Genomic DNA, 25,624 nt, shown 5'->3' on the forward strand with positions numbered 1-25,624 from the left:
ATACCCTCTATGACGAGCATTCCTTCCGTCGAAGGCCAGGCTGCGGCGCCCGCACAAAACCGATTTTCCCGAATACTCAAACTGCTGGGCCCCGGAATCATCGCCGTACTGTCCTGGCTGGGCGCAGGTGACCTGATCACCTCATCCGTGGCCGGTGCCAATTACGGTTACGCAATGATGTGGGTCCTGGCGGTCTCCCTGCTCTTGAGATACCTGATCGTAAACATCATCGCTCGCTTCCAGTTGTGCAATAACCAGGGCATGACCATCCTGCAAGGCTATGCGCAGCTGAATCCCTTTTTCGCTTGGTTCATGCTCGTCTACGCCCTGCTGATGGGGCACTTGATGAACGCCTACATGATCAAGGGGGCGGGTGAGTCGCTGGCGATGCTGTTGAAAATCGACCAGCCACTGCTGTGTTCACTGGCGGTGGTACTCGCGGTGTGGATGCTGGTGGGTCGTAATATTTATTCGATGATCGAAGGCGTGATGAAGGTGCTGCTGGCGATCATGACCCTGGCCTTTATCGCCTTGGCCGTGATGTCCGGCCCTGATGTTGTCGGCATCGTCAAAGGCACCATCGGCTTCAGCATCCCGCCGGATGAAGGCGTGCATGGCGCGCTGCTGGTGGCGGTATCGGTTATCGGCGCGGTTGCAGGCTCCATTGCCAATTTTGTGCATCCGTATGTCATGCGCCAAAAGGGCTGGGTAGGGCCGCAGCACAAGCGTGTTCAACGTAACGATTTGCTGTTTGCGGTGTTCGTCGGGATAGTCATCAACCTGGCCATCTGGATCGTCGGCGCGGAAATCCTGCGGCCCAACGGTATCGAGGTGAAGACCTTGGGCGACCTGGGCAAGGCGCTGGAAATTTTCTTCGGCCCGATGGGTTGGTATGTGTTCTTCATCGGCGTGTTCGCGACACTGTTTGCCAGTATTTCAGGCAAGACCACCGCGTTCCCGATGCTGATTACCGATGCCTTCCAACACGTTCGTCCTGAACGTCGCGAAAAGTACGGTAAGGAGTTTCATCATGATCCGATGCATAAATGGTTCATGCTGTTCATCCTCGTGACGCCGTTGGTTTGGTCGCTGCCAGGCATGCCGGATTTCGTGACCCTGACCATTGGTGTCAGCGCATTGAACATCATCGGCTTGCCGGTCATTTCCCTGGGTCTGCTGATCATGTCCAACCAGAAGTCGCTGCTGGACAAGAAATATCGCAACAATCTGTTTGAGAACGTTGCGCTGCTCTTTGCTACAGGCCTCGCGCTGTGGGTCGCGTTCCAGTTGGGCGTCGATCTGTTTACCTGACACCCTGCCGCCGAGGGGACGCAACGTCTCCTCGGCGGCCAACGTTCATGCCTGAGTCACTGCGAGCGGCTTGCCCGAGATCTTCGACCCGTTGTGCGTCGGAATGGATCTGAAAGATTTGCCGATTTGTATCTTCAGCCTGATCGCCTTCAGCCTCAATGGCTGGAATCGCTCACGTCCTGGTTGCGGTCGGGTTGGGTTTTGGCTTTACCTCGGGATCAGACGCGGCCATCTGCAGGGACACCAGGCCAGTACCCGTCTGGAAATGGTCACCTTGTATTGGCACCTGGTGAACGTCCGTGCCCATCTCAGCGAGGGTGTCCCACGAGATAAAGGGATGAGTCACGGCGACAACCACTGATCAGTTGCAATCAATGGAAAAGGAACCGTCGTTTCCCGGTCATTGCCACTATTCAAAAGGATCCCAATGCATTAGCTGAGGAGTATCGACATGCGAGCAATGACTTATCACGGCGCCCACAAGATCAAGCTCGAAACCGTTCCGGATCCGATCATTGAACAAGCGGATGACATCATTTTGCGTGTTACTGCCACTGCGATTTGCGGTTCCGACCTGCACCTGTATCGCGGCAAGATTCCCACGGTTGAACACGGCGACATTTTCGGCCACGAATTCATGGGCATCGTCGAAGACGTCGGGCGATCGGTAACTCAGGTGCAACGCGGGGATCGAGTCGTTATTCCTTTTGTCATTGCCTGCGGCGACTGCTTCTTTTGTCAGCAACAATTGTATGCGGCTTGCGAAACTACCAACGACGGGCGCGGTGCCAATCTCAACAAGAAATCGATTCCCCCTGGTGCCGCTTTGTTCGGATATAGCCGTTTGGTGTCTACGCGGGATTCATCCATGGCTTTCTGTTCGGAGATGCATTCGACAAAGGACTTACGTTCAAGATGGGCCAGACTCATGTGCAACGCTATCTGCCCGAACTGCTTGAACATATTGAGCTGGGTCATCTGAGTCCTGAGGGGATTGTCACTCACCGCATGTCGCTGGAGCAGGTCGCCCAAGGTTACGATATATTCGACAAGCGCCAGGACAATTGCCGCAAGGTCATACTGATTCCCGGGGCGCCAGTGGAGCCGTTGCCTGAGTCCATTGAGCCGGACGTAGGCTTCGCTGATCGCGGAGTGCCCAGTTTGTAGAGTGATCATCCACCACTGACTTTCCAGTGTTTGACCTCATCGGCAAAGACCATTTGCTTCATCTCGTGAGCAATGCCGTAGGCCAGGGACTCGTGTGCAGCGATAACCTTTTCCTCTGCTGACAAGCAATGGAAAATGTCGAGTTTTGTCTGCGCATCAGCGGTTTCCAGCGTGTAAATCTGGACGTAACGCGCGAGGTCATTGTCGAGGCTCGACAGGTATTCGCGCAGGCGTTGGTGATCGACGGATTTCTGGCTGAAATACCAATTCATCGGGTGAATGAGAAAGCGCGAGTGGGGTGACGTGATCCGGCGGCCTGCAGCCAGAAACATGATGATGCCCATCGACTCGATGTTCCCGGCATTAATCGCACAGAGTGGCACGGGCAGCGACTTCAGGAAGGTATAGAGCGTGAAGCCGAAATTGGTACTGCCGCCCGACGTGGACAGGTTCAACAGCAACGACGTGGCGCCTTGATCAATGGCTTCAAGACAGCAATCCCTGAAACGCTCAGTCGTGGTCTGGTCGATCTGACAGTGAAAGTGCACGATATGTTCGGTCATGTACTGACCTCCGAAATCCGTCGTTTGTAAAGCTGCTTATAAGCTATGCAGTCTAGTAAATATTGACCATTTGTTAACGAAAAAATCGGCTTCGATAGCACGTTTCGAGTGATCAGTCCGTCAGTCGAAAGTCTCTATTTCTTATGGAACTAATGTCGAAAATCCACTGGTCGTGAAGCTTTATTTTCGTCCAAACTTTCGACTTCCTGCATCCTCCGAATTAGACGGGCGAATGCTCGTTTAACGATGTAAGAGGTGAATAAAAATGGCCAATACAGGAAATGACAATCCCGGCAATTCCAATGACCGAGATAAAGCTTCTGAAGCCGGTAAGAAAGGTGAAGGAACCTCGGGTGGTAATTTTGCCAACGATCCACAACGAGCATCGGAGGCGGGCCAAAAAGGTGGCCAGGCTTCTGGTGGACAACAATCACGCGATGCTGATCGTATGTCCGGAGGCGGGCAAGGCACCAATCGCGGAGGAGAATTCCCCGACGACAAGGAAAGCATGAATAAGCCTGGGCAAAAAGGTGGCCAGGCATCGGGCGGACGGCAATCAAACGAGGCTGATCAGTCCACTGGCGGTGGTCAGTCAAAGGATCGCGGCGGCAACTTCGCCGATGACCGGGACAAAGCCTCTGAAGCGGGACGTAAAGGAGGTGAGAACAGCGGTGGCGGAGGGCGTCAATCCTGATGCCGTGTGACCTATCAAGCCCCGATTTTTTTCGGGGCTTGATTGAAAAAATGCCGAGGTGGAAAAATGAAAGCCGTCGTGTTTCATGGCGTGGGCGACATCAGGCTCGGTGACGTTCCAGACCCAACCCTCCAGGCACCCAGGGTGATTTTTGAGACAACTTCCGATTTACACAGGATGCGCAGGCTGGAGCGTGGGACGCGAACATGCGGCGGCGTTTCCTGCTGAGGGAACGCATCTGCAACGCTACGCTTCGCAATTCAATGGCGTTGAAATCAACAGCTCGTTTTATCGACCGCACCGGCATCAAACATACGTGCGATGGGCCGAGTCCGTTCCGAACTCTTTTAGATTTTGCGTAAAGGTACCCAAGTGGATCAGCCATGAACGGCGGCTGGCAAATTGTGAACAGCCGTTAGAAGATTTCTTCGCTCAATGTTCCGGATTGGGCGCGCGCCTGGGATGTTTGCTGGTACAACTTCCGCCATCACTGGCATTTGACGAAGCGGTTGCTGAAGACTTCTTCAAGGTGCTGAAAGAGCAGTATTGCGGAACAGTGATACTGGAACCCCGACACGAATCCTGGGTCGGTGCCTTTCCATTACTGATGGCGTATCGGATTACTCAGGCGGCAGTCGATCCATCACGCATCAGCACTGACTCATTACCGACTGGAGCATCTGAAGTTCAGTATTGGCGACTGCATGGCTCGCCGCGCATTTACTACAGCACCTATGATCAGCCCTATATGAATAAGCTTGCGAATCAACTGCTGGTTGCAGCGACCAAGGGCAATACCGTGTGGTGCATTTTCGACAACACAGCCAGCGGTGCGGCGCTGCGTAATGCTTTGGAGTTGTCGGCATTACTATCAAAGTCGAGCCACGATTCTGGCGTCTATCAAGGATTTGTTCAGACCAGTCGCTGACGTCAACCAAACCCAACGACAAGCTTTAGGCGACCCTCTCGGTCGAGGTGGTAACGATCCAGGTCACGCGCCAGTATCAACTCGCCGGTAAAGTGTGTTGCGGCTTCCTCGCGTATACAGCGGATGTGGATATGGCTCCAGGTAATTCACCCAGTCATTTTTTGCCAGCAGCGGGGGAGTACTCCCGTTGGTCGTGTCAGCGGGATGAAAGTTAACGGTACCGATCCAAAGAAGGTGACAAGTCTTACTTAAGGGAGATCAGCCATGACCAAACGACAGGAATCCCATCACGGATTTTCCGACGCCCCTCAAAAGGTTAAAGAGGCCGGACGCAAAGGCGAACAACATGCCAACGTGGCAACTGACAAAGCCGAGAAGGCTCGTATCGGTGGGCAGCATAGCCACGGAGGGACACGGGGCGAACAATAATGCGTCTGCTCGACCTGCTGGCCTGCTTAGGTCAGCAGGTCGACAGCCAACTGAATGTCATACATCAATCTGCAATTCCAGGTCTCCATTTGCCAATCTACGAGTGTGAACAAGGGTGCCGGTCAAAGGCTGCTTTGAAGGCTGGATAATAGTGACTGTGTGAGCCTTGTTCAGATCAGTCGGGAAGGGTGGTTGCACCTGCACTTGAAAGGCACCCGGTGTAATCGGGATGATCATGGCCTCGCATTCGACACTTTTTGCGATAGGGCCAAGAAGTGTGTCCAGCAGATAATCCAAGCGTATGCGGCAGCTCATGAACAGTCTCCCTTCAGTACAGTGAATCAGAGGATTCACATTCACCTGATCGCTAGACGCTACCGTAATGTTGAAGTTCAACGCGGTAGCTTCAGCGGCCTGTCCGCGTCTTTCATTTGGGCCAGATGGCTTTCACGCTGACGAAGTTCCTCCTCCACGATCCTCACTTCCTTCATGTAAATTTCTACCGCGGGTGGCAGCGAACGTTCTTTCAGGTAGATGAAGCCATACCGAGTACGCAGTGAAATGTCGTGGATGGGTAACGGTACGATGTCTCCTGCCAGAAACTCTCGCTCAAACGTCGATAAATTCCCTACAGCCAAGGCATTGCTGTTCTCGACGAACTTAACGATTTGCATGGGCACGTCTATTTCAATCGCCGGTACGAAATCACCCGTCAGCGCATCGTATGCGCCGGCACAGCCCACCGTTGAGGGGAGCAAATGAGTGGCCAACCGTAGCGGCATGCGTGAAGCCACCCACGGGTAGTCGAGTGTTTGTGCCAACGTCAGTGAGCGAGGTCGCGACAACAGCGGATGACCGGGGCGACAAAACAGGCGCCCCTCATGTTCACCCAACAGCTCACAGGTGAACTCTTCCCGGCCTTGCAGCGTGCTGATTTCAGCGATTCCCAGATCCACCACCCCTGTGGCGACCTGACGAGACACCTCACGCCATCCGGCAACATGGGCGGTGACCTTGATCTGCGGATGCCGGGCATGCAAGCGCGCAATGCTGGCATAACCACTGGTGATGCTGGGGTAGGGACCGAAGGCGACCCTGAGTGCGCCAATATCACCGTCCGCCAGCAAGGCAATGTCCCGTCGCAGGTCTTCCTCAGCCATCAAAAGGCGCTGGCTCTTTTCCCGTAGCAACTGACCAAATGCAGTCAGCGCGACGCCTTCGGTGCGTCGGTCGAATAGCGTGATTCCGAGTTCACTCTCCAGCAACTGAATGCTTTTGCTCAGCGCCGGCTGGGAAATCCCCAGCGCTTTAGCTGCTCGACCAAAGTGTGCGTGTTCAATCAATGCCAAAAACTGGCGTAGGCGACGGGGCGTCATCTCATAACCTTTATGTTATCGAAAGCCACTGAAATGGAATTTTTCGTAATGAAATGAATATGCTATTCATGGCCAGACGGGTCAAGTTGACGCGTACCCAATAAATACAATCGAGCGCGCGTTTCCGCATTGACGCTCTTGGCATCCCCTGGCGCAGGAACACTTTCATGCACAAGACCCTTCATCTGGCAATGGCAATCACGTTGGGCTGTGGCGCTGGCCCTGGCATTTTTGCTGCCGATATAAACGGCACTAGTCCTGACACAACCTCGACAAAAAATGCACATTTCGATACCAAGGGCAAAGCGCCTTCGGCCTATACGATCGAACTGCAAAACGGTCTACGCAAAACACTTCCGTTCGCGGACAAACGTGATTTTGAAGAAGCCGGAAAAGGCTTCATCGCGGCACCGCCCTACAACAAGATCATGGCCGAAGCCGGAAATGTCGCCTGGAACATGGGCAGCTATGACTTTCTGCTCGACGGCAAGGATTACGACAGTATCAATCCGTCCTTGCAGCGCCAGGCAATCCTCAATATGGCCTTCGGTCTCTATGAAGTAGTTCCGGAGAAGATTTACCAAGTGCGCGGGTTTGATCTGGCGAACATCACGTTCATCAAGGGCGATACCGGCTGGATTGTGTTCGACACCCTGATGTCGAAGGAAACCGCCAAGGCAGCACTGGACTTCGTCAATGAGAAACTGGGCAAGCGCCCGGTCGTGGCCGTAGTGATTTCTCACTCCCATGCCGACCATTTCGGGGGTGTCCGCGGCCTGGTCGATGAAGCCGATGTGCGCAGCGGCAAAGTCCCGCTCATCGCACCAATCGGCTTTATGGAGCATGCCGTGGCTGAAAACGTCTACGCCGGCAATGCCATGACTCGACGTGCCTTCTTCCAATACGGCGTGATGTTGCCGCACAGCCCCAATGGCCATGTCTACATGGCCATTGGAAAAAATGCCTCCATTGGCAATATGGGTCTGATCGAACCCAATCGCTACATTGCGAAAGACTTCGAAACCCTGACCATCGACGGCGTGGAAATGGAGTTCCAGAGCACTCCCGGCACCGAAGCCCCCGCGGAGATGAACACCTGGTTCCCGCAATTCAAGGCCTTCTGGGCAGCCGAAAACATCGTCGGCACCATCCACAACATTTACACCTTGCGCGGTGCCCTGGTCCGAGATCCCCTGGTCTGGTCCAAGAACATCAACAACGCTTTGTATCGTTACGGACAACAGGCCGATGTCATGTTCGCTTCCCACAGTTGGCCACGCTGGGGCAATGAGCGGATTCAGGACGTCATGCGCGCACAACGCGATGCCTACGCCAACCTGAACAATGCCGTGCTGCACGCTGCCAACCAGGGCGTCACCATCAACGAGATTCAAAACGTCTACAAGTTGCCTGAAAGCTTGAAGAACAATTGGGCGACCCACAGCTATCACGGCTCCGAGGAGCACAATAGCCGCGCAGTGATCAACCGCTACCTGGGTTACTGGGATGCCAACCCGGCGACGCTGATGCCGCTGTCTCCGAAAGATTCGGCACCACTGTATGTGGAAATGATGGGGGGCGCGGACAAGATCATGACCAAGGGCAAATCCTTGTTCGATCAGGGTAAATACCGCGAAGCCTATGAAATTCTCAATAAGCTGGTGTACGCCGAACCCCAGAACACCCAAGCCAAAGACTTGCTCGCGGATGTCTATGAGCAGGTCGGCTATCAGAAGGAAAGTGCTGGCGTGCGCAACAGCTTTCTGACGGCGGCGTACGAATTACGCCATGGCATGCCCAAGGGCGTACAGCCTAAGCCTACCGGGCCGGACATGATCCGCGCCATGAGCACTGAGTTGTGGTTGGAATACCTCGGCATCGCCCTGGACGGCAATAAAGTGGCGGATCAACACTTGATATTGAATCTCAAGACGCCCGACAACGGTGAGCAGTTTGTGGTTGAGTTGAGCAATTCAACGCTGACTACTATCAAGGGGCAGCAAGCGCAAAAGGCTGACTTGAGCATCACGCTTAACCGCTCGGATCTTGAAGGCGTGATGGCAAGGAAAACCAGCTTCGCTCAACTCGTCGCTGCCGGCAAAGCCACCTTTGAAGGCGACCATAAACCCTTCGAATTGTTAATGGCTGCCATCACCCCGTTTACGCCTACCTTTGAACTGCTGCCCGGGACTCAGCAGTAATCCCTCAGGGCTGCGCTTTGACCTGTTTCAGGCCAAGGCCACCTTGCGTATCAAATGACATATTGTGCGCAAGGTGCCCAAGCTTTTTTAAGCGGTGTTGTAACGCCCACAACGTCCGCTTTGGTGGCCAAATATTCCCTGGTGTTCTGGAGTCCTCCACCGATGCCGCTCGTGCGATCCCGTTGAACTCGCCGAAAGTCAGTCGGTCCACAAATATAGGTGGAAGCAGCTTGCTGCGATCAAAGAAAAACTGGAGTGTTCCCATGGGCGCGAACAGTCTCGACTCTTTGCGAAAGCTGAAAGTTACTTTGACGAACGAACGTAGAAACAAAGAGTGGCCCGAGGCAACTTGTTCAGTATGTGGCGAACGATTCCGCTATCACTGCAGTTGGTCGCCGGTGCCGGTTACATGCCGGCGCTGCCGAGCCGAAGGGAAACCTGACCACCAAGCAGAGCAAGACGACTCCTGACAAATCGCTGCTGCGAAGTTAAAAGCCGCTTCGCCAAGTGCACCTCCCATCAATCCCCCACAGGGCTCTGCACAAGGCTAATCGAAGTGGTGTGGCATTTTAAAGTTTGACGTCCAGACGAATCAATTTAGGCCCTTGCTGCCGTTCAATATACGCGGCGACACGATCACCGATTCTCTGGAAGCCAAGGTCGACGCTATATTCATTGAATTTCAGCGCCCGCACTTCAAGGCGATCAATGCCAATGGGAAGACGGGGGTGTCGAATGACCACACGACAGTCTGCAGCATCAACAGTAACGCCCAGACAGGCATGCAGAAGCATGAACACTGAGCCAGCTGCCCAGGCCTGAGGTAAACAGGCTACCGGGTAAGCTACCGGTGTTTCACCAGGGCCGCGCTTGAATCCGCAAAACAGCTCCGGTAATCGCATTCCGAAGAAGGTAGCCGCTTCGAACATTCCGCTCAGCACTCGGACAGCGCCAATGTGTTCGCCGTATCGGCTGATACCAGCCGCACAAAGGGCGACATCGTGAGGCCAAACCGATCCGTTGTGATAAGACATTGGATTGAAGCGGATGGCCCCCGTTTCAAGCGTTCTGACGCCCCAGCCATTGTAGAAGGCGGTAGTGAGAAGCTGTTGTGCAACCGCCTTGCCTCGCTCGGCGGAAGGCAGGCCGGTAAACAGCAGATGACCAACGTTCGAGGCCCTCACTTCGCAACGCTCGCCGTTTCCGTCAAGGGCGAGCGCATAAAATTGCTGATCCTTCATCCAGAAGCAGCGTTCAACCGACTCACGCAATTTGTTTGCACTGGTTTGCCAGTGTTCCGCTGCTTGATTATCGCCTCGGCGTTTGGCCAATGCGCTCATACCCAAATAAGCGCGCCAAGCGTAGCCTTGTACTTCTACCAACGCGATAGGCCCTTCAGGGGAGCGACCATCCTGATGAAAAATAGAATCGTGGCTGTCTTTCCAGCCCTGATTGGCCAAACCGGTGATTTCCCCTCGTTGATAAGTGATGAAGCCTTCGGCATTCTTTGAGGCGTTGTTTTCCATCCACGAAGTTGCCAGTTCAAGTGCCGGCCATAGCACTTCAATGAACGCCAGATCATCTGTCCGTTGTGCATAGGCGCCGGCCAACATCAGAAACAATGGCGTTGTATCGACGCCGCCATAATAACGAGCAAAAGGTAATTCGTTGAGCCTCGACATTTCCCCCTGCCGCGTCTCGTGCATGATCTTTCCTGGTTCAGCATCACGGAATGTTGAGGTTTCGGTGGCTTGATGAGCGGCCAGGTACGCGAGTACTCCTCGCGCCAGTGAGGGGTTAAGCCACAGAGATTGATAGGCTGTAATGACAGCATCACGGCCGAACGGCGTGGAATACCAAGGAACCCCGGCATACGGATAAGGTCCGGTGGGGAGGTCTGCCGTCAGCAAAGCCAGGTCGGCACGGGATTTGTTGACCCAGGCCTGGAACAAGCGGCCTGAAGCCTTGATGCGAGCGCCTCGCTGTTCTTTCTTGCGCATTGCACGGCAAGCTTGAGCGGCAGCGGATCGATACCGCTCACGCCCTGGCTGCATGATGCTTGAACCGATCTCTATATAAAGCTCATGGCTTTCATGAGCGCCAATTTCGATTTGAAAGCTGGCATTGTCGCCGTTGATCTGTGTCGGCTCAGAGGAAAAGCTGATCGCCATGCTGCGCGACTGTTTGTCCAGGCCGTCGTAGCGAACGACGACTCCTTGTTTGAATACCTGCGGCTCAGTGAGTGTGCCGCGCAGAGGCCGGCTTTGTCCGCGCACCTCGAACATATCCAGGAAGTCCCCGGCGAATCGAAAATTGATCGGCAACAGACCTGGTTGATCAGAGTAATTGAACAGGCTGATGCACTCGAACATGCGTTCCTCCCAAAGAAAACGCTTGCGTCCGATATGAATTACGCCCTGCGGCGTGGTTTCTTCGCCTAACAGGGGCAAGGGATGATTGGTTAAATGAGAGAGAAAGTAGACGTTGTCCTGGCTAACTGATGCAGACAGCAGGGAAGGGCGGTGCCCGGCGACCGTTAACTGGTAGACGGACAAGAGTCGAGTGTCATGATGGAATAACCCTACGGCACCAGGTTCGATATCACCGAATGCGTTGGCCACCAGATAGGTGTTGTGATTGACCAGCACAAACAAGTTATGAGCGCTCGGCTCATTTACGAGGGGTACTGGTTGGGGGGATTCAGGAGTACCAGATGTGTTTTTCATGGAATGGGCCTGAAAGCATCACGAGGATCAACTTCCGTAAGTGTCCGATAGAGGTCGACATACCGCTGCGCCATTACCTTGGCGGAAAAACGTCTGACGAATACGTCACGTATGACCTGTCGATCAAGTTCAAGAACCTGACGGGCAGCGATCACAGCCTCTTGTTCGCTATTGATTATGAAGCCGGTTACGCCATGATCAACCACTTCGGGGACGGAACCACAATTCCAGGCGATGACCGGTGTACCGCAAGCCATTGCCTCGATCATGACTAAACCGAATGGTTCGGGCCAATCAATTGGAAATAATAAGGCTCTGGCGTTTCCCAAGAAGTCGGATTTCTCATGATCTCCTATCTCTCCGATATATTCGACGCCCGGGAGCGCGAGTAAAGGGCATATCCGTTGTTCGAAATATTCACGATCAGCGGCATCGACTTTAGCGGCGATTTTTAAAGGCAACCCGGCAGCGCGGGCGATGTTGATTGCGCGGTCGGGGCGTTTTTCAGGAGAGATTCGTCCCAGAAACGCCAGATAACGACCTGCTTCTTGATGGTGTTTAAAGCTGGCATGAGACAAGCCGTGATAGATCGTGTCGATCCAGTTTGCATCTGGCAAGGGCGTACGCTGATGTTGCGATATTGACACTAGTGGATAGCGATGCCATCGCGAATACGCACCATCGAGATCTTTTATATCCAGCCTGCCATGAACGGTAGTCAATACCTTATGCGCAATATCTTCAAAGAAAGGGAAGTGTAATAAGTCAATATGGAAATGCAAAACATCGAATTCGCCAGCTCGACGCTGTACCTCGGAAAGCAAGCGTAAATGACTGGCGAGTTCAGACTTCAGCGATGTTTGATCCAGTCTCAAAGCTTGATCTCGAGCCGTGACCAAGACGCCAGTAGTGTGTGACCCGTTGGCGGCAAACAACGTGACCTCATTTCCTAGTTCTACCAAGGCATCTGTCAAGTGCGCGACTACCCTTTCGGTTCCTCCATAAAGTGAAGGTGGGACGGACTCATATAACGGAGCAATTTGCGCTATTTTCATGATTGCCGTCCTGCTGATTGATTGATAATCCCGCGCTTTCACCGTCACATTTCGACCAATCCACCGCAGGTGTTAGTTTTACGGAGACGACAAACGGTTAATTAATAGTCAGGCTAATTATTGTTGGCTGGCGTAATAAATTTTCTTAATCAACCTCGTTTTTTGGCATGTCGCTTTTCTCGTATTACAAGTTCTTCCGACTTGGATACTGATCACTTGTCGGATCTGGCTGCACGCTTGCAAATTGCTTTGAACTCCAAACTGAGCACCTTCGTCTTCTACTATGAGGGGCTCAGGGCGATTCAGCTGTGTAGTCCCAAGACGCGTTTTCAATCAGAAGGCGAGGGACGACATGAACACTTCAGAAAGCAGCGCTGGAACCAGTACCGGTAATCCAGACAACGGTAATCCTGAGCAGGGTTTTCAACATTTAAAGGAGGACCTCACCGAGGCACTCGGCGGCGCCAGACAACAAGCCGACGCCCAGTTCGGGCAATACCGTGACACGGCCGCCGACCAAATCGAAGCACTGGCCAAAGGGGCGAATAGCTTTGTGTCCGAGTTGGAGGGTAAAGACACACTCGGCATGTCCGACTATCTCACCGACATGGCGGAGTCCATGAGTGGGCTGGCGGGCAATCTGCGCGAAAAAAGCGCTGAACAGCTACTGCATGAAGGCGCTGAACTGGCTCGCAGTAATCCTGCGCTGTTCATTGCCGGCAGCATTGCGTTGGGCTTCGGACTGTCCCGGTTTCTCAAGGCGGGCAGTTCTCCGGCGGTGACCGTGCGCGAAGGGCACGACCCGGCAGCGGAAAGGTCAATGCCTCCGAACGGTGGCTTTGGAGCCCAGCGTCCCTATGAGACTGCTCCCCCTCATGTCGACTCGTCTGCGGGACTCGCCACGGGCATCACACCGGCTTCGCCAGAGGTGCACGGCCATCCTTCGGACTTCGCTGCGCCATCGACACTGGCCTCGCCAAACGTCAAAGGAGAACTGTGATGAACAGAGAAGATTCAGATCTACCGGGCATGAGACCGGTTACCCAACCTGATGACGCTTCGGTCGTCGGCCTGCTCAGGCAGTTGTCCCGCGAAGTTCCTGCGTTGTTCACCAAGGAACTCGCCCTGGCCAAAGCCGAGCTTCAAGCCAGTGTGACAACGCTCAAGGCAGGCATGGTGGCCGTCACCGGGGGCGCCATGGTGCTCTTGGCGGGCTTCATCATCCTGCTGATGTCAGCCGTCTACGGCCTGAGCATATTCATGGCGCCCTGGCTGGCCGCGCTGATCGTGGGCGTGGTGGCGATGATCATTGGTTTCGCCATGCTGCAGTCGGGGAAAAAACAATTCGAGCCGTCCCACTTCAAGCCTGACCGGACACTGGACGCTTTGAATAAAGATCAGGAAGCGCTACGGAGGAAGATCTCATGAAAGGCGAATTGAACATCGAAGCTGAAAAAAGCCCCGAACAGATCGAGCGCGAAATTGATGCGCAGCGCGCCAGCATCGGCAACATCGTCGACCGCCTGGAAAGCAAATTCACCCCCGGGCAGATGGTTGACCAGGCGTGGGGCATGATGCAGAACAATGGCTCGACATTCCTGAATAACCTGGGCACCAGTGTGCGCAACAATCCCGTACCGGCTGTGCTGACTTCGGTTGGTTTATTGTGGTTGATGATGAGTCAGAACAGGCCGCCAGTGCCGCAGACAGGCTATCGAACAGGGCCGGATCAGGTGGGTGAATGGGTCGATGATATAGCGGAAGGCTTCGACAGCGCCCGTGAGCAAATGCATCAGACCTCCGATACGCTGAAAGAGGGCTATCAGTCATTGAAGGACAAGGCCACTCATTTGAGTGATAACGTCGGTGCTGCCACCCAAACGGTAAACCATGCCTTACATAACGCCGGTGACAGATTGGCGCGTAATACACAGGTATTGGGGCAGCAGTTCAATCAGTTGCTCAAGGAGCAGCCATTGGTGGTAGCGGCCACGGGCATCGCCCTGGGCGCGCTGCTTGGCGCGGTATTGCCGACAACGGCGACAGAGCAGCGCTATATGGGGCGCACCAGCGCAGGCTTGATTGACAAGGTGAAAAAGCAGGCCCAGGAAGGCTATGAAGCAGTACACGATACCGTCACCAAAACCACCGATCAGATGGACGTGGCGGCGCGGTCGGATTCACAGCAAAACAGCGAACCAGGCGCGTCGGCGGATCTCTCTAGAGGATTAGGGACTTCCTGACGGTCGCTGCAAATAGGGGAGCCCGGCAACGGGCCTCCCCATTGCTCGCGGCGATGACATCAGGTGTGACGGCAACGATTACCAACCTCTGGAGGATCGAATCATGCCCGAAGCAACCAGTTATTTTTCGATTGCCATCGCGGTGATCATTCTGCTCGTCGACCTTTGGGCCATCAATAGCGACTTTCTTCAGGACAAAACAGCGTCGCTCAAAATTCATCGGGAGAACGGTACGATCCAGGAGGAACGCACGTATCCTCGCTCCGCAGACCCTCGGAAATCCAAAGGTTAAATTAGCGATTTGACGGTGCGAATCATTGGCGCTTACGTGCAGGAGACAATCATGAAAAAGCTCTATGTGTGCCTGACTCTCTGCGGCGTAGTTATGCTGCATGGGTGCTTTGACAGTTCAGAAAATACAACCAAAGACAATAGCGACGGCACCAAGTCATCGGTACAAATGCAAGAGGGCAAGGCTGAAGAGAGCAAGTAGCTCCCAGGCCGGAAAGGTGATCAATGAAAACTTACCCACTGGATGACAATGATCTGGAGCACCGCAATCGCCAGGTTGGGCAAGCCTTGGGTATGACTGCCAATGAAGTCGCGCTTTGGATTACCTCGATCGAGGAAGACGGAAGCGGTATGGGATTTGTAGTGCACTTCTCCAAGCGCACACCAACGGATGTCCTGGCGAAGATTCAAGGGCTGGGCGACGATCGAACGATCAATATTGGCCCGATTGATTAGATGGCTTGTCCGAATAGTCCTGGAGCATCTCCCACGCCCACGCCGTCTGTATTGGCGACATAGCTGACGGTGGAGGCGGGCGGTGTTCAAACTATTCGCAGGTCCACCAGTCCCGCACGAATCGCTGCGCCATCACCCGCAACAAACGATCATCCTCTCCCGCGGCGCCAATCACCTGCAGCCCCACAGGCATTCCCCTCAATAGTCCCACCGGCAGGCTGATTGCAGGCAGCCCGGTGAGATTCCAGGCACAGGTGTGGCTGAGCAACGCGGCTCGCACATCGATGACCTGCTCACCAACCCGGACTTCGCGCGCATCGACCGGCGTCGCGGTAATCGGCACGCTGGGCGAGACAATAAAGTCATAGCGCTCGAACAAGCGCGCCATCGCCTCCTTGAGTCGCGCTTGGCTGGCTTGTGCGCGGATGTATTGCCAGCCCCTGACTTCACGCGACAATTCGAGGCGCTCGCGCACCTCCTGCTCGAACGTGTGCGGTGCAGCCTGCATGCGCTCGGCATGTACATTGAAGGCCTCGGCGCGTTGCAGCACCAGCAAGGTGTCTTTCATTTCGGCCGCCAGCGGTTCGAGTTCAGCAGTATCCTGCAGCGCCTCGCCAAACAGTTGCTTCGCCGCCTGGTATACCTGCCGTTCCAGCTCGGCGTCGACCGGGCCGAAGCTGCCGGTGGTGATCCAGCCAACCCGCAACGGTCGAGGGTTGGCCACCGGCGCGCACAATCGCCCAGCCACCACTTCGAACAGCAGTCGCGCATCCTCGACGTGGTTGGCAATCGGGCCCACGTGGTCGAGGCTCGACGACAGCGGGAACACCCCCTCCATCGGCACGCTGGCAAACGATGGCTTGAAGCCGACCACTGCGCACAACGCCGCCGGAATACGGATAGATCCGCCGGTGTCGGTGCCCAGCGCCAGCGGCACCATGCCGCTGGCCACCGCAGCGGCGCTGCCGGCGCTGGAGCCGCCCGTGATGCAACTGGCCTCCCAGGGGTTACGTGCCGCGCCGTGCAGCGAGCGGTCGCCGGTCGGGCCGTAGGCGAATTCGTGGGTCAAGGTCTTGCCGACAATGACCGCGCCCGCCTCGCGCAGGCGCTGCACGCACAGCGCATCGCGGCTCGGCTTGAAGCCTGCGAAATGCGCCGAACCGTAGGTGGTGACGTGATCGAACGTGTCGATATTGTCTTTGACCGCCACCGGTATGCCGTGCAGCGGGCCCAGGTCCAGGCCCTGGGCAAACAGCTCGTCGGCCTTGCGTGCCTGGGCCAACGCCACGGGTGCATCGACATGAACGAAGGCGTTCAAGGTCGGATTCAGGCGCTCGATGTTGTCCAGGGCTGCTTGGGTCAGCTCGACGCTCGTCAGGCTGCCCGCGCGCAGGCGCTCGGCCAGCGCAATGACCGATTGACCAAAAAAAGATCCAACGTGAACAGGCTTCGCCAGGCTCATACGAACAACTCCATCAAACGGCTGCGGGTAAAGGGGAAGGGCTGGTTTGCCGACTGCCGGGACGCACCATCAGCATCGCGCTCATGCCCAGTGCAGTGGCTACCGCCGCTGCCACGAACATCGACGAGTAGCCATAACGCACGGTCAGGTAGCCGGTCAGCATTGGCGCGATGAACGAAGCGGTGTTGGCGATGAAATGGGTCATGCCGCTGTAGGCACCGACCCGGTTGGACGGCGCGGTGTCGATCACCACGGCCCAGTAAACCGAGTTGGGCAGCGCGTTAAGGGCGTTGGCCAGGGTCATCAGGGCAATCACGCCCCACACGGTCTGGGCCTGCGATACCAGTATGAAACAGAGCGTAGTCAACAGCAGACAGGTCGCGGCCAGCCAGCTGCGTGCAACCTTCAGGTTGCCGGTGCGGCGCAACAGCAGGTCGGAGATTTTGCCGCCCAGTAGCACGGTGAAGCAGGCGCCGGTCCACGGAATCATGCCCATGTACCACAGCGAGGACAGGTTGTAGTGGAACTCGTCCTGCAGGTATTTGGGGGTCCAGGTCAGCAGCAGGAACGTTACGTACACGAACGAGAAGTAGCCGACCGCATTGAGTATCAGGTCCTTGTTCTTGAAGAAATGCCATACCGGCGCAACGCTGGTGGTCGGGGTTGAAGCATTGGCTGCCGCAGCGCGTTCCCGTCGCAGGAAGTCGAGCTCGGCCTTGGACACCCGCGGGTTCTCATCGGGGGTGTTGGTGAAGCGCGTCATGAAGAAAACCAAAAGCGCCAGGCTGACCACGCCCAGCACCACGAACATGCTGCGCCAGCCGCCAGTCAGGGTTTGCAGACTTACTGCTACCGGAGCGGTGAGCAGCGCACCCAGTGGTGTGCTGAGCAGTCCAACCGAGACCACGAAGCCGCGCTCTTTGGGCGTGGCCCAGTTGGCCACGCTTTTGTTGATCACCGAGTAGGCCGGGCCTTCGGCAAAGCCGAACAGCACGCGGATAGTGGCGAAACCGGCCATGGCCGAACCTCCCATGAATGCCAGCCCGAGGTCACCGGCAAACGCGGTGGCGATCTCGAAAATCGACCAGGTGGCACCCGCAATCAGCCAGATGCGCTTGGCACCAAAGCGGTCGGCCAGGATGCCGCCAATCAACGCCCCAAGGATGTAGCCGTAACCGAAGTAACCCAGGACGTTGCCCCAGTCGGCCTTGTCGAAACCGTACTCCGGGAGAATGCTCGCCGAGGCATAGGCAATCGCGCCGCGGTCAATGTAGTTGAGCAATGCCATCAGCATGATCAGGAAGAAAATCTGGTAGCGGAAAGACGGAATAGCTGCGCTCTTCATAGGGATCTGACTCGTCAAAATGATGGCAGAAGTCAAAAAGTCGGCCGCGTCCGGCGTATTTTTATTGTGTTGCCCAAACGTTTGGGTAAGCGGAATGTAGATACGGAAAAAGTTTTAGTCAATCGTTTGGGTAAAGGTTTATTTTCCGGGGAGAGGTCCCGGTTGAGGTAGAATCGCGCGCTGAATAATGCACGGTGGAAGACGCTCAAACATGCCGAATGAATCTCGCCCCGCCACCCTGAAGTCCATGGCGACTGCACTCGGGTTGCACGTCTCCACGGTGTCGCGGGTGCTCAATGGCGATCCGACCGGGGTCGAGCGAGCGGCGTCGGCTGAGGTGGTGGCGCGTATACGCGCGCTGGCCAAGGAGCTGGATTATCGACCGAACACGCAGGCATCCAACCTGAAGTTGCGCAAAAGTCAGGAGATCTGCGTACTCATGCCACGCCTCACCGATCTGGTGATGGCGACCATTTATGACAGCATCGACAGCGCGGCCGAGGAGGCCGGCTACCTCACTTTTGTCTCCAACACCGACGACCTGCAGCCGCGCCAACTGGCACGTGCCGAGCACGCCTTGCGCCGCTCAGTGGCCGGGCTGATCGTGGGTGACTCGCACGTGGGTGAAAGCCAGCCCCTACTCGATCTGCTCGCACGCAAGCACATTCCCTGCGTGCTGGTGAGCCGGCAGATCGCAGGACACCTCACGGCGGCCAGCGACGACGAATTGGGCGGCTGGTTGGCGGCCGAACATTTGTATCAACTTGGCTGTCGCGATGTGGCGATCCTGGCGGGTGAACGGCATGCGTCTACCGGGGCTGATCGTACGCGCGGGTTCATCCGTTACTACCGAGAGCAAGGCTTCGCCCTGCGCCCGGAGTGGATCCTCAATGGTCCTTTCGACAGCCTCACCGGGCACCAACAAGGCGAGTATCTGTTGGGGCTCAACCCACGGCCTCAGGCGTTTTTCGCGGTCAATGACTTCCTTGCGATTGGCCTGATGGGCGCCGCACGCGACAAAGGGTTGCAGCCGGGCAGGGACATTGCCGTCGTCGGCTTCAACGACATCCCGCTAGCCAATGAACTCATTGTTCCACTGACCAGCGTGCGCCTGCAGTTGGCACAGATGGGGCGGCATGCGGTTGAGTTGCTGCTCAAGCGCATCAAGGGCGAGGCCGCGGAGTCCATCATCCTTGCGCCGCAATTGCAGGTGCGGGCGAGTTCCTCGCTGTTGCGCCGCGATAACTGAGGAGACTGGTGACTGATCCAAGTACAGGTTTCCATAAGCGGGTCACACAGCGTTCTCAACCTTAAGGGCAGGTAGCCAGAGGCCAACCGAGGCGCGCTGCACGCAGGAGGCTGGCCTTAACCACCAAGCGGTGAAATGGGGCGATGACGAAGATGTAGGCCCGGCCTAGACGGTTGTGGCACTGGACCACGGTTGAAATAACGAGCTGGTGACTGCCTTCTGGCTCTGCCTCTCCAGAACACAGAACCGATATCCGGAAGTCGAGGTGCTTGTCATCCTCTCCCAGCACGATTTCAGTCTGGTCCGTGCTGTAGACCTTGAAGATTCCAACCCGATCAGCAAGTGACGCCAAGTGTTTGGCTGTCTTGAGGCCGAAACAGGCAACGATAGTGTCTCGGACTTTCATGAGCCATCCGACCCAGGATGGCTGGTGGGAAAAGATGAATCGAGCTAGCAAATCTGGATTACTGGATGTGCCCGCAGGGAGCCGAATCGCAAAAGCGTCCGCCAGGTTCATTGACTTGTAAAGGTGAGTGATGCCGGACCTCGAGGGCACTGGCATGGACGTAATGAGCTCGAATTCTCTGGGCATCGGGGGATCTCTCCTGAGGTCTGACTACTTATTGGATGACATGCCATGTCGCGTTTTTTGCGGCAGTTCTCGTACCACGATTTTACAAACTGCCTTCTTTGTAGATAGATGACTGAAGAAACTCGTCGATCAGCGAGGTAACCTGCTGTTGGATCACCCCACGTGGGCGAGCACCGTCGCCATCCCGGCAAATGATGCCATCGCCGGGTACGTCTTCTTCGAGCAGTACGTCCGCGCCAGGTTTGCACACCGACAAGAAGCTGAAGTGGCTTGCGTCGCTGATTTCGACGTAACGGCTTGACGCCGCAGGCAGGCGTTTGGCCAGGTTGGCAGACTCCAACTCAGCAGGAAGCTCGCGCGACGGTACGCCGGCAGCGATCACCAGCGCTGGTACCGGCAGCGCGGCCAGGCTTTCATCGGTCAAGCCCCGTGAAAGCCCCAAGTCCAATGTAACCACAGCAGTAACGCGTTTATCGCGCAAATCGGCGGCCAACGCAGCCTTTGATTTTGAGGTGCCAGCGGGGTTTATCTTTCCATAGACGGTGCAACTTGCTAACTGCGGGTGTGCTTTGCAGTCATGGGCGAAGTGGTCTGGATCGAAACGAGCACCGGCGATCTCCAGGGCGGTCCAGCCGCCGAGTGAATGGCCCACCACTGCAATTCGGTCATTGGCGACCATGCCGAATTTTTCAGGTTGAGTCGTGACCCTATCAATGGCTCGGCGCACATCAACGGGCCGCTGCCATAACTGCGCCGCTGCTTGAGGGCTTCGGTCATGAGTGGTGGTGCCAGGGTGATTGATTGCGGCGACGATGTAACCCCTATGAGCCAGCGCACTGGCAAGCCAGATCTGGTTGCTCCAATTACCTCTGTACCCGTGAGAGAGCACCAACAATGGATGCTTGCCAACAGCGGGCGGCGCGTCACGAACGGCAGAAGCCCCGACGAACACCGCATCATCGCCAATCATTTGCGTGGCTGCGGTCGTTGCGCTGGGGTACCAGACGACCATCTCCAGTGCGCGGTCATTGTGCGAGTCCGCCAGTATAGAAGAGTGGAAGCCGACAGGGTTCTCGTCAGCGAGTGCGACCGAAGTCAGCCAGGTCAACAACAGGGCGCCAAGAGCTATTTTCAATGTTGTTTCTTCCTTGATCAGATAAGTGCGCAGCACCTGCGTCATTAATGCCCGGGCATTGGACTGCGTGGGCGTTTTACATCGTGTTTTCGTCTTGCCGCGTCAGGGCTGGCAATGCGACTCGGTTGAGGCCACCGGGGCGTACGCAGTAACAGACTGATTTCCTCTGCGCTGACCGCTCTGCTGAAAAAGTGGCCCTGGATTTCATCGCAGCCGTTTTCACGCAGGAAGGTTTGCTGCTCTTCGGTTTCGACGCCTTCGGCAATGACCTTGAGGTTCAGTTTGTGCCCCAACGAAATCACTGCGGTGGCGATGGCTTTGTCGTTCTCGTTGTCTGGCAGATCACGCACGAATGACTGGTCGATCTTGAGTCTCGCGATCGGGAAGCTTTTCAATGCTGCGAGGCTGGAGTAGCCGGTGCCGAAGTCGTCGATCGAGAGACTGATCCCCATTGATTGCAGTTCCTTCATTTTGCTGATGGCTTGCTGAAGGTCTTGCATGATCAGACTTTCGGTCAGCTCCAGCTCAAGGTACATCGGGTCCAGTCCGGTTTCTTGCAAGGCATGCCTCACCCGGTCGATCAGGTCCCTTTCGATGAACTGGCGTGCTGAAATATTCACCGACATGGTGATCGGCGGCCGGCCCGCATCCTGCCAGTCCTTGTTCTGTCTGCACGCGGCATGAATCACCCAGTCGCCGATGGGCACGATCAACCCGGTCTCTTCGGCCTGCGGAATGAATTTTATTGGAGACACGACGCCGAGCTCGGGGTGTTGCCAGCGGATCAGTGCCTCCACGCCGATAATCTGACCTGACTGCAAATCCACCTGTGGCTGGTACAGCAGCAGGAACTCGTCATGGTTGAGTGCGTTTCGAAGTCCGTCCTGCATGGCGAGCTTGCCCTGAACCTTGTTTTTCATCTCGCTCGTATAGAACTGGTAGCTGTTGCGACCCAGCTCCTTGGCCCGGTACATGGCGGCGTCCGCGTTGCTGAGCAACGTGTCGGTATCGCTGCCGTCGGCAGGGTAGGTGGCCAAGCCCATGCTGCAGGTGACATGGAGTGTGTGTCCGCTGAGCTGAATCGGCCGCAGGATGGCTTCCTGGATTTTGTGCAGGGCTGCCGTAACGCCGTCGAGGTTCGAGGGCTGGTCGAACAGGATGATCACAAACTCATCGCCACCCAGTCGCACGACGGTGTCGGTGCGGCGTACACACTCCTGCATGCGCTGGGCGACGGTTTTCAGCAGTTCGTCTCCGGCACTGTGCCCAAGGCTGTCATTCACCAGTTTGAATTTATCCAGATCGAGAAACACCACCGTCACCAGGCGGTCGTAGCGCTGGGCATAAAGCATTGCCTGTTTGAGGCGGTCTTCGAGCAGTGTGCGATTCGGCAGCCCGGTCAGTGCGTCGTGGTCACCCATATAGCGAATGCGCTTTTCGGTCATTTGGCGTTCTATCGCAATGCCGGCAAGCGGTGTCGCCATGTCGATCAGTCGTGTCTCGGTCGCGCTAGGGCTGCGTACGGTGTTGGAATACAAGGCAAACGTACCCAACACCTTCCGCTCATGGGACAGAATCGGCGTCGACCAGCAGGCGCGAAATCCATAGGGCGCAGCGGCTGAACGGTACGCCTCCCACAGCGGATCCAGCTCGATATCCGTGACGATGACCGGTTCTCGTCGATACACCGCGGTGCCGCATGAACCGACGTTCGGACCGATCGCAATCCCGTCAATGAGCTGGTTATAGGCTTTTGGCAAACTGGGGGCGGCCCCGTGCAGCAGGTGCTTGCCATCCTCATCCAGCACCAGGATGGACACCATCATCCCCTCCAGCTGGGACTCCACCAGGTGAGCCAGGCTGTCGAGGACTTCTGCAAGCTCGGTGCTCCTGGCGATCAGCTCCAGGACATGACGTTGTCCGGCACGGATGACGGCTTCTTGCTCTAATCGGCTGTTTTGAAGGGCGAGCCGCTCTGTGGCGATACTCAATTGGACTGTTCTTTTTTCCAGCTGAAGTCGGTCTCTGAGGAATTGATTCACCGCGCGAGCCATGTTGCCGATCTCGTCCTTCCCGTGTTCCGCCATCATCAAATGCGTTTTGTCAGTGTGTTCCTGACGCAATTGCCGGCTTATTTCATTCAGACGCACGAGCACATGACGGCCCATGAAGACCCGGGTCACGAACCAGGCGAATATCAGGCTGGCGCCCAACATGATCAGCACCCATTGCTGGCTACGATTTGAGGCCTCGACCAGGCGCTGCAGGGCTTCGCGATAGTCCTCGGTGTAAGCACTGGATTGCGCGCGGGCCACCGCGACCAGAACCCCGGCCTCATTCTTCAGTTCCTCATTGAAGCGCTGTATGACGTTGTGCTGATTGATGAGCCTCAGGCGCAGGTAGAAGAGATCGGGCGTCTCTATATCAGCGTCGGGTAACTTGCTTGCGGTGCGTGAAAGGCGCTCATAGCGGATCCGCAGCCGCTGCACGGCATCACTGTCAACCGCCTGCGGCAGATCGAAAAGCAACACCGCCAGTTCCAGGCTGGCCCGGGCCTGAGTCGCGGTTAACCGGGCGGTGTGATCCTCCATGGTTTGTTCGAAGGTGACCTCGGTTTGCAGCAGGCTTTCTCGCAGCTGCGCAACGATGTTGGCGGTATTGCGGAACATCTGACTCGACTGATGCATGTCGAGTATCGCCACGCCACTGTTCGCGGCAGTCAGCTGCTGCACCAGTTGATCAAGGGCTTCAAGCTGTTCGACGGTCGCCGCATAGCTTGAGCGCAGGGTGTCGGGGGAGCGGGTTGTCAGAAGCTGATCGGTCTGGCGTTCGATCAGCAAAGTACGCTGCAGCATGTCTTGCCCATCTTGCATGCGGACCAGTCGTTCATCCGTCAGCTGGCGGGTGGCGTTGTTTGACGTGCGCAAGGCGTAGACCGCTGTTGCACCACTCGCCAGGATCAGCAGCGCCAGCGTCAGAAACGCCAATGTGAACTGTGCGCGTAGCGATTGCGGCAATAGCTGGCGTCCGAGCCGGGAAGTAACGTCCAATGTCAGGGATTCCATTGTTGGCGATAGATGTCTCGATAGCCATTGTCAGGGTCGTACTGAAATTTCTTCCCGCCGTCGAAGGCAATATTGTCGGCATTGACCAAGTGAATCGGCGCGACGAAGCCGCTCACCGGCTGACCTGCAAACAGCCGGTTCAATTCATCCATCACTTGCCAGCCATGCAGGTTTAGCGGCTCGGCCACGGTGACGGTCTGGTAGGTTTTTGCCTGTATGCGCAAGAAAGCCGAAGCGCTGCCATCACCGGCAGACAACAGACTGATGCCGTCGCTGGGTATTGCGGCGTTGGTCAATGAGGCAATCGAGTAGTCGAAATAGATATCGTTGATGGCCAGCGTATGGGTCCAACGCTTGCCATGGCGCTGAAGCAGCTCCTTGGTGATCGCCGGCATCTTCTCGCCGCTTTCGGAGATCGCGACATCGCGCACTTCCAGCAACGTACATTCCCGACAGGCCCGAATGACGTTTTCCATGGCCTTGGCTTTCGCCATGGCGATGCTGTACTTGGAGTCGGTCAGGATGACCACGCCGGCGTGTCCGTTTGACTGTGCCACTGCCGCCATGGCCGTGAGGCGAGCCACTTCGAGCGGGTCGGTCGTGACATTCATGGCCACCGGCGTGCCGTCAATCGGCCCGGGTCGTGCCCCGGCGTGCCAGCCAACCACCGGCACATCCCGGTTGGCAAAGAGGATCAGCGCCGCATTGTTCTCAAGGGCATCGGAGCCGCACAGAATGAGACCGTCGGGTTTCGCTGCCAACGCGTCGGAAAAGGCTTTCGCGCGCCCGGCCGATGACCCAGCGCCATCGAATATCTTCAGCGTCCAGCCCATCGCCTTGGCAGCCTCGCGAGCGCCCTGCGCGACACCGACAATTCCTCCATTACGCAAATCTTCTGCGACAAAGGCGATGCTCTTGCCCCGCAGGGCTTGCGGGCCGGATTCAGGACCGCTCCAGCGAACGGCTTCGAGGGTGGCCCTGGAAACGATTTCCTGCGCTTGAATCACCGTAACTGTGGCGTTTTCGACACCCGCTGTGGTTGGCAGGTTCTGGCCGAATCCGGGCGTTGCAGTGAAAAGACAGAAAACCGTAATTGAAGCCATCCAGGGTAGCCCGGGCCTGGAGCCGATGGCGCGATCATAGTCTGGCATGGCGTCCCTTTTTGCCAAGAGTGCAGCGTTCACTGTCCGAAAGGATAGTCGGTTCTGCTGTCATCCGGTCTTTTGTGGGTAATGTGCGCGAACTTTAATCCTGAACATTCAGGAAATGGGGCAGGGTCCATGGCACAAAATAAGGGACGAAGGCCGTTTGCATCGTTGACTACATTGAGTGGATT

The 25,624-nt window shown here is 56.2% G+C and carries 24 protein-coding genes and 2 pseudogenes; 15 read left to right on the forward strand and 11 right to left on the reverse strand.

Features of this window, described 5'->3' with window-relative positions; all coding sequences use genetic code 11:
- The first annotated feature begins 9 nt into the window (after positions 1-9).
- The 3 genes and pseudogenes from ACYZUA_RS15330 to ACYZUA_RS15340 all read left to right on the forward strand — a co-directional run bounded on the left by ACYZUA_RS15330 (position 10) and on the right by ACYZUA_RS15340 (position 2,478).
- Complete coding sequence (locus tag ACYZUA_RS15330; RefSeq protein WP_461959522.1) at positions 10-1,311, forward strand: Nramp family divalent metal transporter; 1,302 nt, start codon at positions 10-12, stop codon at positions 1,309-1,311.
- Positions 1,312-1,414: 103 nt separating this feature from the next.
- Entirely contained in the window at positions 1,415-1,672 is a 258-nt protein-coding gene (locus tag ACYZUA_RS15335) for a hypothetical protein (protein WP_461959523.1), read from the forward strand.
- A 90-nt stretch (positions 1,673-1,762) separates the two neighbouring features.
- Positions 1,763-2,478 (forward strand): annotated as a pseudogene (locus ACYZUA_RS15340) (alcohol dehydrogenase catalytic domain-containing protein).
- Between the two features lie 5 nt (positions 2,479-2,483).
- Here the strand turns inward: ACYZUA_RS15340 and ACYZUA_RS15345 are convergent.
- A complete protein-coding gene (locus ACYZUA_RS15345; protein ID WP_461959524.1) occupies positions 2,484-3,041 on the reverse strand; it encodes an ATP-dependent Clp protease proteolytic subunit in 558 nt (185 codons plus the stop codon).
- A gap of 310 nt (positions 3,042-3,351) precedes the next feature.
- Here ACYZUA_RS15345 and ACYZUA_RS15350 point away from each other — a divergent pair.
- From ACYZUA_RS15350 to ACYZUA_RS15365, 4 genes and pseudogenes are all read left to right on the forward strand, one after another.
- Positions 3,352-3,465 (forward strand): annotated as a pseudogene (locus ACYZUA_RS15350) (con-10 family general stress protein); the annotation flags it as partial.
- A 24-nt stretch (positions 3,466-3,489) separates the two neighbouring features.
- Entirely contained in the window at positions 3,490-3,735 is a 246-nt protein-coding gene (locus tag ACYZUA_RS15355; RefSeq protein ID WP_461963991.1) for a KGG domain-containing protein, read from the forward strand.
- A gap of 193 nt (positions 3,736-3,928) precedes the next feature.
- Complete coding sequence (locus tag ACYZUA_RS15360; RefSeq protein WP_461959525.1) at positions 3,929-4,663, forward strand: DUF72 domain-containing protein; 735 nt, start codon at positions 3,929-3,931, stop codon at positions 4,661-4,663.
- 264 nt (positions 4,664-4,927) lie between these two features.
- On the forward strand, positions 4,928-5,092 hold the full coding sequence (locus tag ACYZUA_RS15365; protein WP_461959526.1) for a general stress protein: 165 nt from the start codon (positions 4,928-4,930) through the stop codon (positions 5,090-5,092).
- A 57-nt stretch (positions 5,093-5,149) separates the two neighbouring features.
- Here ACYZUA_RS15365 and ACYZUA_RS15370 read toward each other — a convergent pair whose 3' ends face one another.
- Together ACYZUA_RS15370 and ACYZUA_RS15375 are read right to left on the reverse strand one after the other, a co-directional pair.
- On the reverse strand, positions 5,150-5,407 hold the full coding sequence (locus ACYZUA_RS15370; protein WP_461959527.1) for a hypothetical protein: 258 nt from the start codon (positions 5,405-5,407) through the stop codon (positions 5,150-5,152).
- A 77-nt stretch (positions 5,408-5,484) separates the two neighbouring features.
- Entirely contained in the window at positions 5,485-6,468 is a 984-nt protein-coding gene (locus tag ACYZUA_RS15375; RefSeq protein ID WP_461959528.1) for a LysR family transcriptional regulator, read from the reverse strand.
- Positions 6,469-6,635: 167 nt separating this feature from the next.
- On the opposite strand from ACYZUA_RS15375, the gene ACYZUA_RS15380 reads away from it, so the two are divergent.
- Positions 6,636-8,669 carry an alkyl/aryl-sulfatase gene (locus tag ACYZUA_RS15380; RefSeq protein WP_461959529.1) on the forward strand — a complete coding sequence of 678 codons (2,034 nt, stop codon included), beginning with the start codon at positions 6,636-6,638 and terminating at the stop codon, positions 8,667-8,669.
- Between the two features lie 569 nt (positions 8,670-9,238).
- Here ACYZUA_RS15380 and ACYZUA_RS15385 read toward each other — a convergent pair.
- Together ACYZUA_RS15385 and ACYZUA_RS15390 are read right to left on the reverse strand one after the other, a co-directional pair.
- A complete protein-coding gene (locus ACYZUA_RS15385; protein WP_461959530.1) occupies positions 9,239-11,395 on the reverse strand; it encodes an amylo-alpha-1,6-glucosidase in 2,157 nt (718 codons plus the stop codon).
- Positions 11,392-12,450 (reverse strand): glycosyltransferase family 4 protein, encoded by a 1,059-nt coding sequence (locus ACYZUA_RS15390; protein WP_461959531.1) that lies wholly within the window; start codon positions 12,448-12,450, stop codon positions 11,392-11,394. Before ACYZUA_RS15390 ends, ACYZUA_RS15385 begins: the two co-directional genes overlap by 4 nt.
- A 352-nt stretch (positions 12,451-12,802) precedes the next feature.
- Between ACYZUA_RS15390 and ACYZUA_RS15395 the strand changes: the two genes are divergently transcribed.
- The 6 genes from ACYZUA_RS15395 to ACYZUA_RS15420 all read left to right on the forward strand — a co-directional run bounded on the left by ACYZUA_RS15395 (position 12,803) and on the right by ACYZUA_RS15420 (position 15,440).
- Positions 12,803-13,450 carry a hypothetical protein gene (locus tag ACYZUA_RS15395; protein ID WP_461959532.1) on the forward strand — a complete coding sequence of 216 codons (648 nt, stop codon included), beginning with the start codon at positions 12,803-12,805 and terminating at the stop codon, positions 13,448-13,450.
- The gene (locus ACYZUA_RS15400; RefSeq protein ID WP_461959533.1) at positions 13,450-13,878 is read left to right on the forward strand and encodes a phage holin family protein; all 429 of its coding nucleotides are present in this window, start codon (positions 13,450-13,452) and stop codon (positions 13,876-13,878) included. The genes ACYZUA_RS15395 and ACYZUA_RS15400 overlap by 1 nt, the downstream gene beginning before the upstream one ends.
- Positions 13,875-14,693 carry a DUF3618 domain-containing protein gene (locus ACYZUA_RS15405; protein WP_461959534.1) on the forward strand — a complete coding sequence of 273 codons (819 nt, stop codon included), beginning with the start codon at positions 13,875-13,877 and terminating at the stop codon, positions 14,691-14,693. Before ACYZUA_RS15400 ends, ACYZUA_RS15405 begins: the two co-directional genes overlap by 4 nt.
- A gap of 103 nt (positions 14,694-14,796) precedes the next feature.
- Positions 14,797-14,985 carry a hypothetical protein gene (locus ACYZUA_RS15410; RefSeq protein ID WP_461959535.1) on the forward strand — a complete coding sequence of 63 codons (189 nt, stop codon included), beginning with the start codon at positions 14,797-14,799 and terminating at the stop codon, positions 14,983-14,985.
- Positions 14,986-15,036: 51 nt separating this feature from the next.
- Complete coding sequence (locus ACYZUA_RS15415; protein ID WP_461959536.1) at positions 15,037-15,186, forward strand: hypothetical protein; 150 nt, start codon at positions 15,037-15,039, stop codon at positions 15,184-15,186.
- A 23-nt stretch (positions 15,187-15,209) separates the two neighbouring features.
- Positions 15,210-15,440 (forward strand): hypothetical protein, encoded by a 231-nt coding sequence (locus ACYZUA_RS15420; RefSeq protein ID WP_461959537.1) that lies wholly within the window; start codon positions 15,210-15,212, stop codon positions 15,438-15,440.
- A gap of 91 nt (positions 15,441-15,531) precedes the next feature.
- Here ACYZUA_RS15420 and ACYZUA_RS15425 read toward each other — a convergent pair whose 3' ends face one another.
- Both ACYZUA_RS15425 and ACYZUA_RS15430 read right to left on the reverse strand, forming a co-directional pair.
- Entirely contained in the window at positions 15,532-16,902 is a 1,371-nt protein-coding gene (locus tag ACYZUA_RS15425) for an amidase (RefSeq protein WP_461959538.1), read from the reverse strand.
- Positions 16,903-16,915: 13 nt separating this feature from the next.
- Positions 16,916-18,247, reverse strand: a complete 1,332-nt coding sequence (locus ACYZUA_RS15430; protein WP_461959539.1) for an MFS transporter — start codon at positions 18,245-18,247, stop codon at positions 16,916-16,918.
- Positions 18,248-18,458: 211 nt separating this feature from the next.
- Between ACYZUA_RS15430 and ACYZUA_RS15435 the strand changes: the two genes are divergently transcribed.
- On the forward strand, positions 18,459-19,496 hold the full coding sequence (locus tag ACYZUA_RS15435; RefSeq protein ID WP_461959540.1) for a LacI family DNA-binding transcriptional regulator: 1,038 nt from the start codon (positions 18,459-18,461) through the stop codon (positions 19,494-19,496).
- 61 nt (positions 19,497-19,557) lie between these two features.
- Here ACYZUA_RS15435 and ACYZUA_RS15440 read toward each other — a convergent pair whose 3' ends face one another.
- From ACYZUA_RS15440 to ACYZUA_RS15455, 4 genes are all read right to left on the reverse strand, one after another.
- Positions 19,558-20,088, reverse strand: a complete 531-nt coding sequence (locus tag ACYZUA_RS15440) for a DUF2867 domain-containing protein (RefSeq protein ID WP_461959541.1) — start codon at positions 20,086-20,088, stop codon at positions 19,558-19,560.
- Between the two features lie 82 nt (positions 20,089-20,170).
- On the reverse strand, positions 20,171-21,223 hold the full coding sequence (locus ACYZUA_RS15445; RefSeq protein WP_461963994.1) for an alpha/beta hydrolase family protein: 1,053 nt from the start codon (positions 21,221-21,223) through the stop codon (positions 20,171-20,173).
- 44 nt (positions 21,224-21,267) lie between these two features.
- Positions 21,268-24,288, reverse strand: a complete 3,021-nt coding sequence (locus ACYZUA_RS15450; RefSeq protein WP_461959542.1) for an EAL domain-containing protein — start codon at positions 24,286-24,288, stop codon at positions 21,268-21,270.
- The gene (locus tag ACYZUA_RS15455) at positions 24,276-25,439 is read right to left on the reverse strand and encodes a substrate-binding domain-containing protein (protein ID WP_461959543.1); all 1,164 of its coding nucleotides are present in this window, start codon (positions 25,437-25,439) and stop codon (positions 24,276-24,278) included. The genes ACYZUA_RS15450 and ACYZUA_RS15455 overlap by 13 nt, the downstream gene beginning before the upstream one ends.
- Positions 25,440-25,624: the final 185 nt, after the last annotated feature.

Source organism: Pseudomonas sp. LS2P72 (assembly GCF_054897865.1).